Source organism: Burkholderiaceae bacterium (genome assembly GCA_024235995.1).
Lineage (GTDB): Bacteria > Pseudomonadota > Gammaproteobacteria > Burkholderiales > Burkholderiaceae_C > Ottowia.
The window spans coordinates 2,311,879-2,327,501 of record JACKLI010000001.1; the positions used below are offsets into that span (position 1 = coordinate 2,311,879).

At 69.9% G+C, this 15,623-nt stretch carries 12 protein-coding genes; 8 read left to right on the top strand and 4 right to left on the bottom strand.

Features of this window, described 5'->3' with window-relative positions; translation table 11 throughout:
* Nucleotides 1-14: 14 nt before the first annotated feature.
* From H6927_11150 to map, 3 genes are all read right to left on the bottom strand, one after another.
* The gene (locus H6927_11150) at nucleotides 15-833 is read right to left on the bottom strand and encodes an amino acid ABC transporter substrate-binding protein (protein ID MCP5218655.1); all 819 of its coding nucleotides are present in this window, start codon (nucleotides 831-833) and stop codon (nucleotides 15-17) included.
* 108 nt (nucleotides 834-941) lie between these two features.
* Nucleotides 942-3,581, bottom strand: coding sequence for a [protein-PII] uridylyltransferase (locus tag H6927_11155; protein ID MCP5218656.1), 2,640 nt, complete (start codon nucleotides 3,579-3,581; stop codon nucleotides 942-944).
* A 22-nt stretch (nucleotides 3,582-3,603) separates the two neighbouring features.
* A complete protein-coding gene (gene map, locus H6927_11160; GenBank protein ID MCP5218657.1) occupies nucleotides 3,604-4,422 on the bottom strand; it encodes a type I methionyl aminopeptidase in 819 nt (272 codons plus the stop codon).
* A 163-nt stretch (nucleotides 4,423-4,585) separates the two neighbouring features.
* On the opposite strand from map, the gene purL reads away from it, so the two are divergent.
* Nucleotides 4,586-8,653: a phosphoribosylformylglycinamidine synthase gene (gene purL / locus H6927_11165; GenBank protein MCP5218658.1), complete on the top strand. Its 4,068-nt coding sequence runs from the start codon at nucleotides 4,586-4,588 to the stop codon at nucleotides 8,651-8,653.
* Nucleotides 8,654-8,676: 23 nt separating this feature from the next.
* Entirely contained in the window at nucleotides 8,677-9,927 is a 1,251-nt protein-coding gene (locus tag H6927_11170) for an MFS transporter (protein ID MCP5218659.1), read from the top strand.
* A gap of 6 nt (nucleotides 9,928-9,933) precedes the next feature.
* Here H6927_11170 and H6927_11175 read toward each other — a convergent pair whose 3' ends face one another.
* On the bottom strand, nucleotides 9,934-10,404 hold the full coding sequence (locus H6927_11175; GenBank protein ID MCP5218660.1) for a universal stress protein: 471 nt from the start codon (nucleotides 10,402-10,404) through the stop codon (nucleotides 9,934-9,936).
* Nucleotides 10,405-10,521: 117 nt separating this feature from the next.
* Here H6927_11175 and H6927_11180 point away from each other — a divergent pair, with 117 nt between their 5' ends.
* The 6 genes from H6927_11180 to guaA all read left to right on the top strand — a co-directional run bounded on the left by H6927_11180 (nucleotide 10,522) and on the right by guaA (nucleotide 15,577).
* Entirely contained in the window at nucleotides 10,522-11,550 is a 1,029-nt protein-coding gene (locus H6927_11180) for an ABC transporter substrate-binding protein (protein MCP5218661.1), read from the top strand.
* 39 nt (nucleotides 11,551-11,589) lie between these two features.
* Nucleotides 11,590-12,468, top strand: a complete 879-nt coding sequence (locus tag H6927_11185) for an ABC transporter ATP-binding protein (protein MCP5218662.1) — start codon at nucleotides 11,590-11,592, stop codon at nucleotides 12,466-12,468.
* Entirely contained in the window at nucleotides 12,465-13,244 is a 780-nt protein-coding gene (locus H6927_11190) for an ABC transporter permease (protein MCP5218663.1), read from the top strand. The genes H6927_11185 and H6927_11190 overlap by 4 nt, the downstream gene beginning before the upstream one ends.
* A 95-nt stretch (nucleotides 13,245-13,339) precedes the next feature.
* Entirely contained in the window at nucleotides 13,340-13,585 is a 246-nt protein-coding gene (locus tag H6927_11195) for a type II toxin-antitoxin system CcdA family antitoxin (protein ID MCP5218664.1), read from the top strand.
* Entirely contained in the window at nucleotides 13,585-13,902 is a 318-nt protein-coding gene (locus tag H6927_11200) for a CcdB family protein (protein ID MCP5218665.1), read from the top strand. The genes H6927_11195 and H6927_11200 overlap by 1 nt, the downstream gene beginning before the upstream one ends.
* A 55-nt stretch (nucleotides 13,903-13,957) precedes the next feature.
* Nucleotides 13,958-15,577 carry a glutamine-hydrolyzing GMP synthase gene (gene guaA / locus H6927_11205; GenBank protein MCP5218666.1) on the top strand — a complete coding sequence of 540 codons (1,620 nt, stop codon included), beginning with the start codon at nucleotides 13,958-13,960 and terminating at the stop codon, nucleotides 15,575-15,577.
* Nucleotides 15,578-15,623 lie beyond the last annotated feature (46 nt).

A 15,623-nucleotide genomic window follows, 5' to 3' on the forward strand; every position in this document is an offset into this window, starting at 1 on the left:
GGTTCAGCCGCCCGTCACTTCAGGATGTTCTTGCCGAACCACTTGTCCGAGATCCGCGCGCCGCTGCCGTCCTGCTTCATGGCGGCCAGCGCCTGCTCCAGGCGGGCGTGCAGCTCGGTGTCGCCCTGGCGCAGGCCCACGCCGTAGTCCTCGGTGCCGAAGTCGTCCTCCAGCACCACGTAGTCGCCCGGCTTCTTGGCGGCGTAGTAGCGGCCCACCACCTCGTCCAGCACCACGGCGTCCAGGCGGCCGGTGGACAGGTCCATCAGGGCGGTCACGTTGTCGCCGTACTTCTTCAGCTGCTTGAAGCTCCTGGCCGTGGCCTCGTCCTTGGCGACGGCGTCGACGGCGCTGCTGCCATCCTGCACGCCCACGGTCTTGCCCGCCAGGTCGGCCTTGGTCTTGATGGGCGCATCGGCGCGCACCACCACGATCTGATGGTTCTGCATGTAGGGCGCGGTGAACGCGATGTTCTTCTTGCGCTCCTCGGTGATGGTCAGGCCGTTCCACAGCGCGTCCACGCGCTGGCCGTTCAGCTCGGCCTCCTTGGCGTTCCAGTCGATGGGCTTGAACTCGACCTGCACGCCCAGGCGCTGGGCGGCCTCGCGCGCCAGGTCCACGTCGAAGCCGACCAGCTCGTTCTTGTCGTCGCGAAAGCCCATGGGCGGAAAGTTGTCGTCCAGGCCGATGACGATCTTGGCGGGCAGGGCCGCCGCCGGCGCCGCGGCCTGGGGGGCGGCCGGCGCGTCGGTCTTGCCGCAGGCGGCCAGCAGGGCGGTGGAGGCGGCCAGGGCAAGCACGAGGCGGCGGGACGTGGACAAGGCAGAAGTCATGATGGGGATGGAGGGAACAGGCAGGGGGAGCGCACCGCGGTGCGTGCGCCGCAGGGCAACGATATCGGGAAAACCCTTAATTTTAGCCGTCGCGCGGCTTCGGGTTGCTCAGCTCGGCTCCAGCGCCTGCAGCAGCTCCTGCTCGATGCTGACGCGGGTGCGCTCCTGCTGCAGCTGCTCGCCGCGCAGCAGGAACACGTCTTCCACCCGCTCGCCCAGGGTCGTCACCTTGGCCAGCTCGACGCTGATGGCGTGCGCGGCCAGCACGCGGGCGATGCTGTAGAGCAGGCCGGTGCGGTCGCTGGCCGACACGGCCAGCAGCCAGTGCTGCGCCTTTTCGTCCGGGCGCAGCTCGACGTGGGGCGCCACGGGAAAGCTGCGCACGCGGCGCGACACGCGCCCCAGGCGGGGCGGCGCGAGCGGACGCAGGCTGTCGACGGCGGCCGGCAGCTCGGCCTCGATGCGCGCCATCAGCGCGGGGGCTTCCTCGGGCAGCAGGTCGCTGACGAGCTGGAAGGTGTCCAGCGCCCAGCCGTCGCGCGTGCCGTGAATCTTGGCGTCCTGGATCGACAGGTCGGCGCGGTCGAAGTAGCCGCAGATGCGCGCGAACAGCTCGTCGCGCAGGCTGGCGTGCACCAGCACCTGCAGGCCTTCGCCCACCGGCGAGCGGCGCGCGCGCACGCGCGGGGTGGTGCTGGCGCCCTGGCCCTGCACGGCGATCTCGAAGGCGTGCCAGGCGATGTCGCCGGCGTCGTGGCGCATGAAGTAGGCCACGTCCAGCGTCTGCCACAGCGGCGGCGGCGCCACCGTGCGGCCGGCCAGGCGCGACAGCTCGGCCAGCGCTCGGCGCTTGCGTGCCTCGACCACGGTGTCGCGGTCGGGCGCGCGCCCGCCCAGCGCGCGCACCGTCAGGCGGTACAGGTCTTCCAGCAGCTTGCCCTTCCAGGCGCTCCACACGGTGGGGCTGGTGCCGCGCACGTCGGCCACCGTCAGCAGGTACAGCGCGGTCAGGCGCCGCTCGTGGCCCACGCGGCGGGCAAAGGCGGCCACCACGTCCGGATCGCCCAGGTCCTGCTGCTGCGCCACCTGGCTCATGGCCAGGTGCTCGCGCACCAAGAACTCCAGCAGCTCGCGGTCGGCGCGGGCGATGCCGTGCTGGCGGGCAAAGCGGCCCACCTCGCGCGCGCCCAGCACCGAGTGGTCGCCGCCGCGCCCCTTGGCGATGTCGTGGAACAGCGCCGCCACGTACAGCAGCCAGGGCTGGTCCCAGCCGGCGGCCAGCTGCGAGCAGAACGGGTATTCGTGCGCGTGCTCGGGGATGAAGAAGCGCCGCACGTTGCGCAGCACCATCAGGATGTGCTGGTCCACCGTGTAGACGTGGAACAGGTCATGCTGCATCTGCCCGACGATGCGCCGGAACGGCCACAGCGTGCGGCCCAGCACCGAGGTCTGGTTCATCAGCCGGAAGGCGCGCGTGATGCCCTGCGGCTGCTGCAGCAGCGCCAGGAACTGCTGGCGGTTGACCGGGTCGGCGCGAAAGCGCCGGTCCATGATGGCGCGCGCGTTGTAGAGCGCGCGCAGCGTGCGGGCCGAAAAGCCCTTGACGCCGGGCACGCGCTCGAGCAGCAGAAAGCTCTCCAGGATGGCGTGCGGCTGGCGCGTGTAGAGCGCGTCGTCGGCCACCTCCAGCAGGCCGGCGCGCTCCAGAAAGCGCGCGTTCAGCGGCCGCGGCGCGGGCGCGGGCTCGCCGCGCTCGGCGCGCAGGCGCTCCTCGATCACCTGCAGCAGGATCTGGTTGAGCTGCACCACCGCCTTGGCGGCCCAGTAGTAGCGGCGCATCAGCAGCTCGCTGGCGCGCAGGGCCAGGCGGCCGTCGGGCGCGGCGCGGTCGGCCAGGCCGAAGGACGCGGCGACGGCGCCCTGCAGGTCGAACACCAGCCGGTCCTCGCGCCGGCCGGCCGCCAGGTGCAGGTGCATGCGCACGCGCGCCAACAGGGCCTCGTTGCGGCGCAGTTGGCGCACCTCCAGCGCGGTGGCCAGGCCGGCGCGCGCCAGGTCGTCCCAGCGCTGGCCGATGCCGGCCGCGCGCATGGCCCAGCCGATGAGGTGCAAGTCGCGCAGGCCGCCGGGCGATTCCTTGCAGTTGGGCTCCAGCGCGTAGGGCGTGTCCTCGTACTTGAGGTGGCGCTGGCGCATCTCCAGCCGCTTGGCGACGAAGAAGTCCAGCGCGTCCAGCTCGGCGGCAAAGCGCTGCTCGAACTGGCCGAACAGCGTGCGGCTGCCGGCGATGCGGCGCGCCTCCAGCAGGGCGGTCTGCACCGTCACGTCGGCGGCGGCGGTCTGCAGCGACTCGGCCACGGTGCGCACGCTGGCGCCGATCTCCAGGCCGGCGTCCCAGCACTGGCCGATGAAGGACTCGATGCGCTCGCGCAGCGGCGCGTCGCGGGCCGGGTCGCTGCCTTCGGGCAGCAGCAGCAGCACGTCGACGTCGGAGTAGGGAAACAGCTCGGCGCGGCCGTAGCCCCCTACGGCCAGCAGCGCGCAGGCGCCATCGAAGCCGCAGGCCTGCCACAGGCTGCGCAGGACGTCGTCGGTCAGGGCCGTCAGGCGGCGCAGGGCGCCGTCCACGCTGCGGGTGGACAAGGCCACGTGCTGCAGCCGGCTCAGCAGCGCCTGCTTGTGCTGGCGGTAGGCGGCCGCCGCCGGCGGCACCGTTGCCGCCACGGGCTGGGCGAGTCCGGGCGACATGGTCGGGTGCTTGAAGGCGGCGTCAGGCCGCTTGCGCCATGCCCTGCACGAACTCGGGCACGGCGGGGCTTCCGGCCGAGCGCGTCAGCACCTCGTAGCCGGTGGGCGTGACCAGCACCGTGTGCTCCCACTGCGCCGACAGCGAGCGGTCCTTGGTGACGATGGTCCAGCCGTCGGGCATTTCCTTGATCTCGCGCCGGCCGATGTTGACCATGGGCTCGATGGTGAAGGTCATGCCCGGCACCAGCTCCACGCCCGTGCCCGGCTTGCCGTAGTGCAGCACCTGCGGCTCGTCGTGAAACACCTGGCCGATGCCGTGGCCGCAGAACTCGCGCACCACCGACAGGCCGTGGCCTTCGACGAAGCTCTGGATGGCGTGCCCCACGTCGCCCAGGCGCGCGCCGGGGCGCACCTGCTCGATGCCCAGCCACATCGACTCGTAGGTGAGCTGGCACAGGCGCCTGGCGGCGATCGAGCATTCGCCGATCTCGAACATGCGGCTGGTGTCGCCGAACCAGCCCTCGGGCGTGATGACGGTGACGTCGACGTTGACGATGTCGCCCTTTTTCAGCACCTTGTCGGTGGGCATGCCGTGGCACACCACGTGGTTGACCGAGGTGCACACGTGGCCGGGGTAGGGCGGGTAGCCCGGCGGCTGGTAGCCGACGGTGGCCGAGCGCGTGCCCTGCGCGGCCATGAACTCGGCCGACCAGCGGTCGATGTCCAGCGTGGTGATGCCCGGGCGGATGAGCGGCGTGAGTTGGTCCAGCACCTCCGCCGCGAGGCGGCAGGCGGTGCGCATGGCGGCGATGCCCGCCTCGTCCTTGATGGTGATGCTCATGGGGCGAAATTATCCCACCCGGGGCGCGTGGCTGCAGGCGGCGCGCCCGGCGGCGGGCGGGCGGCCCAGATAAAATCGCTGGGCGTTTCAGGCGCGGCCCCAGTCAGCGGCCCCGCACCCACCGCGCGTCCTGCGCGCCCCGTCCACTGCCGTCCTGTCCACCGTGACCCAGCCCATTCATTTTTTCGACGGCGGCAACGCCCTGAGCGAGTTTCGCGCCCAAGGCCTGCTGCGCCGCCTGCAGGCGCTCGAGCCCAGCATCGACGCGGTGAGCGCGCGCTTCGTGCACGTGGCGGGCTTCGATGCCGCGCCCACCCAGGCCACGCTGCAGCGCCTGGGCGAGCTGCTGGCCTACGGCGAGCCGGCCGCGCCCGCGCTGGGCGAAGGCGCCTCCACCTGGGTCGTCACGCCGCGCCTGGGCACGGTGTCGCCCTGGGCCTCCAAGGCCACCGACATCGCCCGCAACTGCGGCCTGGCGGTGACCCGCGTCGAGCGCATCGTCGAGTATCAAATCGGCCTCAAGCGGGCGCTGATCAAGCGCAGGCAGCTATCACAAGAGCAGCAAAATGCGATCGCCGCGCTGCTGCACGACCGCATGACCGAAAGCGTGCTGGCCCGCCGCGACGAGGCGCGCCAGCTCTTCACCGCGCTGCACCCCGAGCCGCTGGCGCACGTGGACGTGCTGCAGGGCGGCCGCGCGGCGCTGCAGCAGGCCAACACCGACTGGGGCCTGGCGCTGGCGGGCGACGAGATCGACTACCTGGTGGCCGCCTTCACCCGGCTGGGGCGCAACCCCACCGACGTCGAGCTGATGATGTTCGCGCAGGCCAACAGCGAGCACTGCCGCCACAAGATCTTCAACGCCGACTGGCGCATCGACGGCGTGGCGCAGGAGCAGAGCCTGTTCGGCATGATCCGCCACACGCACCGCCAGAACCCGCGGCATACGGTGGTGGCCTACAGCGACAACGCGGCGGTGATGGAGGGGCACACCTGCGAGGTGTTTGAAGCCAAATCGGCCTCTGGCCCCGGTGAAACAAGCCCGAGCAGCTATCAGAAGCAGAGTGAACTGCGCCACGTGCTGATGAAGGTGGAGACGCACAACCACCCCACGGCCATCAGCCCCTTCCCGGGCGCCAGCACCGGCGCGGGCGGCGAGATCCGCGACGAGGGCGCCACCGGGCGCGGCGCGCGGCCCAAGGCGGGGCTGACGGGCTTTACCGTGTCGCGGCTGTGGGACTCCACCGTGGGCAGGCCCGCCCACATGGCCAGCGCGCTGCAGGTCATGACCGAGGGGCCGCTGGGCGGCGCGGCCTTCAACAACGAGTTCGGGCGACCCAACCTGCTGGGCTACTTCCGCGAATACGAACTGCCGGTGGGCGAGGGCGATACGGCCGTGCTGCGCGGCTACCACAAGCCCATCATGATCGCCGGCGGCATCGGCAGCATCGACGCGCGCCTGACGCACAAGATCGCGTTTGCGGCCGGCAGCCTGCTGATCCAGCTGGGCGGGCCGGGCATGAAGATCGGCATGGGCGGCGGCGCGGCCTCGTCGCTGGCCAGCGGGGCCAACGCGGCGCAGCTGGACTTCGACTCGGTGCAACGCGGCAACCCCGAGATCGAGCGCCGCGCGCAGGAGGTCATCACCCAGTGCCAGGCGCTGGGCGAAGACAACCCCATCCTGGCGATCCACGACGTGGGCGCGGGCGGGCTGTCCAACGCCTTCCCGGAGCTGACCCATGATGCCGGCCGCGGCGCGCGCTTCGACCTGCGCGCCGTGCCGCTGGAGGAGTCGGGCCTGGCGCCCAAGGAAATCTGGTGCAACGAAAGCCAGGAGCGCTACGTGCTGGCGATCGCGCCCGAGTCGCTGGCGCAGTTCGAGGCCCTGTGCGCGCGCGAGCGCTGCCCGTTTGCGGTGGTGGGGGTGGCGACCGAGGCGCGCCAGCTGGTGGTGGCCGACGCATCGGCCGGCGCGCAGGACCAGCCGGTCGACATGCCCATGGACGTGCTGCTGGGCAAACCGCCCAAGATGCAGCGCGACGTGCAAAGCGTGGAGCGCGCCTTCACGCCCCTGAAGCTGCACGACCTGAGCCTGCAGGACGCCGTCATCCAGGTGCTCAGCCACCCCACCGTGGCCAGCAAGCGCTTTCTCATCACCATCGGCGATCGCACCGTGGGCGGCCTGACGCACCGCGACCCGATGGTGGGCCCCTGGCAGGTGCCGGTGGCCGACTGCGCGGTCACGCTGGCCGATTTTCAGGGCTTTGCCGGCGAGGCCATGAGCATGGGCGAGCGCACGCCGCTGGCCGCGCTCGATGCGCCTGCGTCGGGCCGCATGGCCGTGGCCGAGGCCATCACCAACTTGGCTGCAGCGCCGATCGCGCTGGAGCGCGTCAAGCTGTCGGCCAACTGGATGGCTGCCTGCGGCGAGCCGGGCGAGGACGCGGCGCTGTACGCCACGGTCAAGGCCGTGGGCCTGGAGCTGTGTCCGGCGCTGGGCGTGAGCATTCCGGTGGGCAAGGACAGCCTGTCGATGCGCACGCAGTGGCAGGATGAGACCGGCGCGGCGCGCAAGGTGGTCTCGCCCGTCAGCCTGATCGTGAGCGCCTTCGCCAGCGTGGCCGACGTGCGCGGCACGCTCACGCCGCAGCTCGACCGCGACGAGGCCGACAGCTCGCTCATCCTCATCGACCTGGGGCGCGGACGCAACCGCCTGGCCGGCAGCGTGCTGGCGCAGACGCAGGGCCAAAGCGGCTGCCCGGTGACGGACGGCGTGCCCGACCTGGCCGACCCGCAGGACCTGAAGGCCCTGGTGGCCGCCGTCAACGAGCTGCGCGCGGCCGGCAAAATCCTGGCCTACCACGACCGCAGCGACGGCGGCCTGCTGGCCACCGTGGCCGAGATGGCCTTTGCCGGCCAGGTGGGCGTGGCGCTGAACGTGGACATGCTGCTGCAGGAAGGCGACGGCGTGCACGACAGCCGCATGGAGTCGGGCGAGGGCAAGGAGTGGACCCGGCAGGTGAGCGGCCGGCGCGACTGGCTCACGCTCAAGGCCCTGTTTGCCGAGGAGCTGGGCGTGGTGCTGCAGGTGCGCACGGCCGAGCGCAACGCCGTCATGCAGGTGCTGCGCGCGCATGGCCTGTCGCGCCACAGCCACGTCATCGGCAAGACGCGGCCGGCCTCGTCCGGCATGGCCAAGGGCAAGGGGCAGCTCAGCGTGTGGCGCGACGCGAAGGAAGTGTTTTCGGCCAGCCTGCACGACCTGCAGCAGGTGTGGGACAGCGTGAGCTGGAAGATCGCCCAGCAGCGCGACAACCCCGCGTGCGCCGATGCCGAGCATGCCGCGGCGGGCGACCCGGCAGACCCCGGCCTGTCCGTCGTGCTGTCCGAAGATTTGAAGCGAAACATGGCTTTGGCCGGCTCCGAATATGCCAAGGCAGCTATCCATAATGTAGTGATTGGCGGTGCCCGCCCGCGCGTGGCCATCCTGCGCGAGCAGGGCGTCAACTCCCACGTCGAGATGGCCTACGCCTTCACCGAGGCGGGCTTCGAGGCCTTCGACGTGCACATGACCGACCTGCAAGCCGGGCGTGTGCGGCTGGCCGACTTCCAGGGCCTGGTGGCCTGCGGCGGCTTCAGCTACGGCGACACGCTGGGCGCGGGCATCGGCTGGGCGCGCTCGATCACCTTCAACGCGCCGCTGGCCGAGCAGTTCAAGGCGTTCTTCCAGCGCGCCGACACCTTTGCCCTGGGGGTGTGCAACGGCTGCCAGATGTTTGCCGAGCTGGCCGACATCATCCCCGGCGCTGGCGCCTGGCCGCGCTTCACCACCAACCGCAGCGAGCGCTTCGAGGCGCGGCTGTCGATGGTGGAGGTGCTGGATTCGCCTAGCCTGTTCTTCGCCGGCATGGCCGGCAGCCGCCTGCCCATCGCGGTGGCGCACGGCGAGGGCTACGCCGACTTCAGCCAGCGCGGCCAGGCCAGCGAGGTCATCGCGGCCATGCGCTTCGTCGACCACCACGGCCAGCCGACCGAGCAATACCCCTTCAACCCCAACGGCAGCCCCGGCGGCCTGACGGCGGTGACCACCGCCGACGGGCGCTTCACCGCGCTGATGCCGCACCCCGAGCGGGTGTTCCGCAACATCCAGCTGAGCTGGACCGACCAGGACCCGGGCGCGCACAGCCCCTGGATGCAGATCTGGCGCAACGCCCGGCGCTGGATCGGCTGAAGGCGCACAATTTCAGGCCGACCATGACCACCGCCGCCGTCACCGCCGGGCCGCCCCAGGCCCCCGAAGGCACGCGCTACCGCGTGCTCTACGCCATCAGCTTCTCGCACTTCCTCAACGACATGATCCAGTCGTTGATCCTGGCGATCTACCCCATGCTCAAGGGCGAGTTCAGCCTGAGCTTCGCGCAGATCGGGCTGATCACGCTGACCTACCAGCTGACGGCCTCGCTGCTGCAGCCGCTGGTGGGCCTGTACACCGACCGGCACCCCAAGCCGCATTCGCTGGCCTTCGGCATGGGCTCCACGCTGTGCGGCCTGCTGCTGCTGTCGGTGGCGCCCAACTTCGCCACCGTGCTGGTGGCGGCCGCCCTGGTTGGCACGGGCTCGTCGGTGTTCCACCCCGAGTCCTCGCGCATCGCGCGCCTGGCCTCGGGCGGGCAGCCGGGGCTGGCGCAGTCGATCTTCCAGGTGGGCGGCAACACGGGCAGCGCCGTGGGGCCGCTGCTGGCGGCGGCCGTGGTCATGCCGCACGGGCAGGGCGCCATCGCCTGGTTCGGGCTGGCGGCGCTGGTGGCCATCGCGGTGCTGTGGCAGATCGGCACCTGGTACAAGACGCGGCACCTGAGCGGCGCGCGTGCCAAAAAGCCCGCGGCGGCGCTGGCCAGCCCGGTGCCGCCGCGCACGGTGGCGCTGGCCATCGGCGTGCTGCTGGTGCTGATCTTCTCCAAGTACTTCTACCTGACCAGCCTGACCAGCTACTACACCTTCTACCTGATGACGCGCTTTGGCGTGTCGGTGCAGTCGGCGCAGGTTTACCTGTTCATCTTCCTGTTCGCGGTGGCGGCCGGCACGCTGGCGGGTGGGCCCATCGGCGACCGCATCGGGCGCAAGCGCGTGATCTGGGGCTCCATCCTGGGCGTGGCGCCGTTCACGCTGGCGATGCCCTACGTCGACCTGACCTGGGCCGTGATCCTCAGCTTCGTCATCGGCCTGATCATCGCCTCGGCCTTCTCGGCCATCCTGGTGTTCGCGCAGGAACTGATGCCGGGCAAGGTGGGCGCGGTGTCGGGCATGTTCTTCGGCTTCGCCTTCGGCATGGGCGGCATCGGCGCGGCGGTGCTGGGCGCGCTGGCCGACCGCCACGGCATCGAGTTCGTCTACCACCTGTGCGCCTTCCTGCCGCTGCTGGGCCTGCTGACGGTGTTCCTGCCCGACCTGCGCCAGCACCGCCCGCCGGCGGCGTCGAGGGCGGCGCCCGCCTCGCCCTGCTGACGCGCGTCAGGGCGCGCCGTCTTCGTCCGGCTCGGGCGGCGCGGGCGCGCGCACCGACAGCACCGGGACCGGCGCCACCTTGGCCAGGCGCAGCGCCGACGAGCGCGTGCTGCCGGTGGCCAGCAGCGAATGCGGGTGCGCGCCGATGATGACCATGTCGCAGCCCTCGGACTCGATCAGCTCCAGCATGCCCTGCACCGGGTCGCCTTCCTCCACGATGGCCACCTCGTGCGGCAGGCCTGCGCCCTGCAGCAGCGCCACGGCCGGCGCCACCAGCTCCTGCGCGGTGCCGATCACCATCTGCTGCAGCTGGGTCGGGTCGCGCGCGGTGATGACCTCGTAGAAGCTCGCCGGCTCCTGCACGTTGGCGGCGACGAAGTGGGCGTTCAGGCCGCTTTGGCACAGGCGGATCGCAAAGCGCGCCTGCTCCAGCGACAGGGCGGTGCCGTCCAGCGGCAGCAAGATCTTCAGGGTCATGGGGAAAAGCCTCCTTGCGGTTCAGGGTTGGAGCTTATACCGTTGCCGCCAGCGGCCCGTGCTACCGGGTCTGCTAAATTCACCCCGTTTTTTGCCTCCTCTCGGAAAGGATCACCCATGCGCCGCACCGTCCTCAAAACCTTGGCCCTGGCCCCTGCGGCGCTGGCCTTTCCGCGCGTGTGGGCGCAGGCCGGCAAGCCCGAGAAGAGCAAGCTGACGATCGCCGTGGGCGGCAAGAACCTGTTCTATTACCTGCCCCTGACCATCGCCGAGCAACTGGGCTACTTCAAGGACGAGGGCCTGCAGGTGGAGGTGCCCGACTTCGCCGGCGGCTCCAAGGCGCTGCAGGCGCTGGTGGGCGGCAGCGCCGACGTGGTGTCGGGCGCCTACGAGCACACCATCAACATGCAGGCCAAGAACCAGATCATTGAGTCCTTCGTGCTGCAGGGGCGCGCGCCGCAGATCGTGCTGGCGGTCTCGACCAAGACCATGCCCGGCTACAAGAGCCTGGCGGACCTCAAGGGCAAGAAGATCGGCGTGACCGCGCCGGGCTCGTCCACCTCGATGATGGCCAGCTACGTGCTGGCCAAGGCGGGGCTCAAGCCCAGCGACGTGTCCTTCATCGGCGTGGGCGCGGCCAGCGGCGCCATCACGGCCGTCAAGTCGGGGCAGGTGGACGCCATCGCCAACCTCGACCCGGTCATCACCATGCTGCAGCGCGACAACCTGATCAAGGTGGTGGCCGACACCCGCACGCTGAAGGACACGCAGGCCGTCTACGGCGGCCCCATGCCGGCCGCCGTGCTCTACACCCACGGCAAGTTCATCCAGGAAAATCCCAACACCACGCAGGCGCTGGCCAACGCCATGGTGCACGCGCTGCGCTGGCTGACCAAGGCGGGGCCGTCGGACATCGTCAAGACCGTGCCCGAGTCCTACCTGCTGGGCGACCGCGCGCTGTACCTGGCCGCGTGGGAGAACGTGCGCCAGGCCATCTCGCCCGACGGCCTCATGCCCGAGGCCGGGCCCGCCACCGCGCTGCGCATGCTCAAGACCTTCGAGCCCAGCCTGAAGGACAAGCCGATCGACCTGGCCAAGACCTACACCAACGCCTTCGCGCGCAAGGCCGACGCCAAGTATCCCTGACCGAAAACTCACATTGTTGTAGCTGATGGCGCTTGATGGATGGGCGCCAGAGGCCGATTTGACTTGAAACCCGCTCCCGCTCCCGCGCTCGACCTGCAGGCCATCACCTGCGTCTTCACCAGCCGCGACGCGCCCGGCCAGCGCTACACCGCCGTGCAGGACGTGAACCTGGCGGTGGCGCCGGGCGAGTTCGTCTCCGTCGTCGGCCCCACCGGCTGCGGCAAGAGCACATTGCTCAATGTTGGCGCCGGCCTGCTGGCGCCTTCGCGCGGGCGGGTAGAGGTGTTCGGCCAGCCGCTGCAGGGGCTGAACGGCCGCGCCGGCTACATGTTCCAGGCCGAATCGCTGATGCCCTGGAAGACCGCGCAAGACAACGTGATGGCCGGCCTGGTGTTTGCCGGCGTGCCCGCGCCCGAAGCCGCCGACCGCGCCCGCGCCTGGCTGCAGCGCGTGGGCCTGGCGGGCTTCGAGGACCGCTACCCGCACCAGCTGTCGGGCGGCATGCGCAAGCGCGTGGCCATGGCGCAGACGCTGATCCTCGACCCGGACATCATCCTGATGGACGAGCCGTTTTCGGCGCTCGACGTGCAGACGCGCCAGCTGATGGAAAACGAGCTGCTCGAGCTGTGGGCCGAGCCCGCGCAGGGCAAGACGGGCGAGGCCGCGCAGGGCCGGGCGGTGCTGTTCATCACGCACGACCTGGACGAGGCCATCGCGCTGTCCGACCGCGTGGTGGTGCTGTCCGCCGGGCCGGCCACGCACCCCATCGGCGAGTTCGTGATCGACCTGCCGCGCCCGCGCAACGTGGCCGAGATCCGCAACCTGCCGCGCTTCGTCGACCTGCACGCGCAAATCTGGGCCGTGCTGCGCGACGAGGTGCTCAAGGGCTACGACCAGCAGAAACGGAAGGCCGCATGAATACGGTCAAACTGCGCGGCTGGCAGATCGGCCTGCTGATCCTCATCGTGGGCCTGTGGGCCTGGGCGTCCAACGCGTCGGACACCGTGGCCTTCTTCTTCGGCCGCCCGCAGCAGGTGGCGCAGCGGCTGTGGGCCTGGTTCGTCACCAACGGCGACATCTACGGCCATATGTGGGTCACGCTGGTGGAGACGCTGCTGGCCTTCGGCATCGGCACGCTGGCGGGCATGGGCGTGGGCCTGTGGCTGGCGCTGGCGCCCTTTGCCTCGGCCGTGCTCGACCCGTACCTGAAGGCCGCCAACGCCATGCCGCGCGTCATCCTGGCGCCCATCTTCGCGCTGTGGTTCGGGCTGGGCATCTGGTCCAAGGTGGCACTGGCCGTCACCCTGGTGTTCTTCATCGTGTTCTTCAACGTCTACCAGGGCGTGCGCGAGGTCAGCCCCGTGGTGCTGGCCAACGCCCGCATGCTGGGCGCCAGCCGGCGCGACCTGATGCGCCACGTGTACGTGCCCAGCGCCATGAGCTGGGTGTTCTCCAGCCTGCACAGCTCGGTGGGTCTGGCCTTCGTCGGTGCGGTGGTGGGCGAATACCTGGGCTCGGCCAGCGGCGTGGGCTACCTCATCCTGCAGGCCGAGGGCAGCTTCGACGTCGACACCGTGGTGGCCGGCATCGTGCTGCTGACGGCCTTTGCCCTGGTGCTGGACGGCCTGGTCGGCGTGGTCGAGCGCCGGCTGATGAAGTGGCAGCCGAGCAGCGGGCAGACCGAGAAGCTGTGATTCGGGGATGGCCCGCGCGTCGGCCTTGGCGGCCCACTCGCACCTCATCGACTGCGCATAAAATATGCGCATCGTGATGACGCATTGGCAATGCCATGACCGAGACCGCAGCCCCAACCCACCGCAAGCGCGCGACCAATCTCAGCCTGAGCGAGGATGTGCTGCAGGCCGCGCGTGAGCTGGACATCAATCTGTCGCAAACCTGCGAGCAGCATCTGCGCGAGCTGATCCGCAGCGAACGCGCGCGCCGCTGGCGCACCGAGTATGCGGATTTCATCGACGCCTACAACGCCACGGTCGATGCCGATGGTTTGCCGCTGGAGCGCTGGAAGACGTTTTGATGGCGCGCTTCGACGTGTTTGCCAACAGCGGCCCCCACGCCGCCAGCACCCCGTATCTGCTGGACGTGCAAAGCAGCTTAATGGACGGGCTGGACAGCCGCGTGGTGGTGCCCCTGCGGCGGCGCTCGCATTTTGCCGCGGTCAAGCTGCCCGAAAGCCTGATGCCTGTGCTGCAGGTGGCTGGCGAGGAATGCCTGCTGGAGACGCCCAAGCTGGCGGCCGTTCCGGTACGCATGCTCAAGACGCCTGTGGCTTCCCTGGCCCATGAACAAGCCCGCATCGTTGCGGCGCTCGATTTTTTATTCAACGGATACTAGAGAAGGCGTGAACGAACCCGCCGTGTCTGACGCGAGCGCCTGTCCCTCTTTGACCATGCAACACCACAAAATCCTCATCCTCGACTTCGGCTCCCAGGTCACCCAGCTCATCGCCCGCCGCGTGCGCGAGGCCAAGGTGTATTGCGAGGTCCATTCCTGCGACGTGAGCGACGACTGGGTGCGCCAGTACGCGGCCGATGGCCAGTTGAAGGGCGTGATCCTCTCGGGCAGCCACGCCAGCACCACTGAGGAGAGCACCGACCGCGCGCCGCAGGCCGTGTTCGAGCTGGGCGTGCCGGTGCTGGGCATCTGCTACGGCATGCAGACCATGGCGCAGCAATTGGGCGGCAAGGTGGAGGGTGGGCATACCCGCGAATTCGGCTACGCCGAGGTGCGCGCGCGCGGCCACACCGCGCTGCTGAAGGACATCGCCGACTTCACCACGCCCGACGGCCACGGCATGCTCAAGGTGTGGATGAGCCACGGCGACAAGGTGACCGAGCTGCCGCCGGGCTTCAAGCTGATGGCCAGCACGCCCAGCTGCCCCATTGCCGGCATGGCCGACGAGGCGCGGCATTTCTACGCCGTGCAGTTTCACCCCGAGGTCACGCATACGCTGCAGGGCCGGGCGATGCTGGAGCGCTTCGTGCTGGGCATTTGCGGCGTCCGCGCCGACTGGGACATGCGCGGCCATGTGGAGGAGGCCGTGCAGGCCATCCGCGCGCAGGTGGGTGACGAGGAAGTGATCCTGGGCCTGTCGGGCGGGGTCGACTCCAGCGTGGCCGCGGCGCTGATCCACCGCGCCATCGGCGACCAGCTGACCTGCGTGTTCGTCGACCACGGCCTGCTGCGGCAACACGAGGGCGACATGGTGATGGACATGTTCGTCGGCCAGCTGCACGCCAGGGTGATCCGCGTAGATGCCTCCGAACAATTTCTGGGCCATCTCAGGGGCGTGAGCGAGCCCGAGCAAAAGCGCAAGATCATCGGGCGCGAGTTCGTCGAGGTCTTCAAGGCCGAGGCGGCCAAGCTCAAGGCCGGCGGTGGCGGCCACAAGGGCGCCACGTTTCTGGCCCAGGGCACGATTTATCCGGACGTCATCGAGTCCGGCGGCGCCAAGAGCAAGAAGGCCGTCACCATCAAGAGCCATCACAACGTCGGTGGCCTGCCCGAGCAACTGGGCCTGAAACTGCTGGAGCCGCTGCGCGACCTGTTCAAGGACGAGGTGCGCGAGCTGGGCATCGCCCTGGGCCTGCCGCCCGAGATGGTCTACCGCCACCCCTTCCCCGGCCCCGGCCTGGGCGTGCGCATCCTGGGCGAGGTGAAAAAGGAGTACGCCGACCTGCTGCGCCGCGCCGACGCCATCTTCATCGAAGAGCTGCGCGCCACCCGCGACGAGGCCAGCGGAAAGACCTGGTACGAGCTGACCAGCCAGGCCTTCACGGTCTTCCTGCCGGTCAAGAGCGTGGGTGTGATGGGCGACGGCCGAACCTACGACTACGTCGTGGCCCTGCGCGCCGTGCAGACCAGCGACTTCATGACCGCCGACTGGGCCGAGCTGCCCTACGCGCTGCTGAAAAAGGTCTCAAGCCGCATCATCAACGAAGTGCGCGGCATCAACCGCGTCACCTACGACATCAGCAGCAAGCCGCCGGCGACGATTGAGTGGGAGTGATTTGGCGTCTGGCATCGGCTGGCACCGAGTAGCACGAAAACACACC

Excerpts from the sequence above, each read along its gene's own strand:
- H6927_11150 (MCP5218655.1), bottom strand. The coding sequence starts at position 833 with ATGACTTCTGCCTTGTCCACGTCCCGCCGCCTCGTGCTTGCCCTGGCC.
- H6927_11155 (MCP5218656.1), bottom strand. The coding sequence starts at position 3,581 with ATGTCGCCCGGACTCGCCCAGCCCGTGGCGGCAACGGTGCCGCCGGCG.
- map (MCP5218657.1), bottom strand. The coding sequence starts at position 4,422 with ATGAGCATCACCATCAAGGACGAGGCGGGCATCGCCGCCATGCGCACC.
- H6927_11170 (MCP5218659.1), top strand. The coding sequence starts at position 8,677 with ATGACCACCGCCGCCGTCACCGCCGGGCCGCCCCAGGCCCCCGAAGGC.
- H6927_11175 (MCP5218660.1), bottom strand. The coding sequence starts at position 10,404 with ATGACCCTGAAGATCTTGCTGCCGCTGGACGGCACCGCCCTGTCGCTG.
- H6927_11180 (MCP5218661.1), top strand. The coding sequence starts at position 10,522 with ATGCGCCGCACCGTCCTCAAAACCTTGGCCCTGGCCCCTGCGGCGCTG.
- H6927_11185 (MCP5218662.1), top strand. The coding sequence starts at position 11,590 with ATGGGCGCCAGAGGCCGATTTGACTTGAAACCCGCTCCCGCTCCCGCG.
- H6927_11190 (MCP5218663.1), top strand. The coding sequence starts at position 12,465 with ATGAATACGGTCAAACTGCGCGGCTGGCAGATCGGCCTGCTGATCCTC.
- H6927_11195 (MCP5218664.1), top strand. The coding sequence starts at position 13,340 with ATGACCGAGACCGCAGCCCCAACCCACCGCAAGCGCGCGACCAATCTC.
- H6927_11200 (MCP5218665.1), top strand. The coding sequence starts at position 13,585 with ATGGCGCGCTTCGACGTGTTTGCCAACAGCGGCCCCCACGCCGCCAGC.
- guaA (MCP5218666.1), top strand. The coding sequence starts at position 13,958 with ATGCAACACCACAAAATCCTCATCCTCGACTTCGGCTCCCAGGTCACC.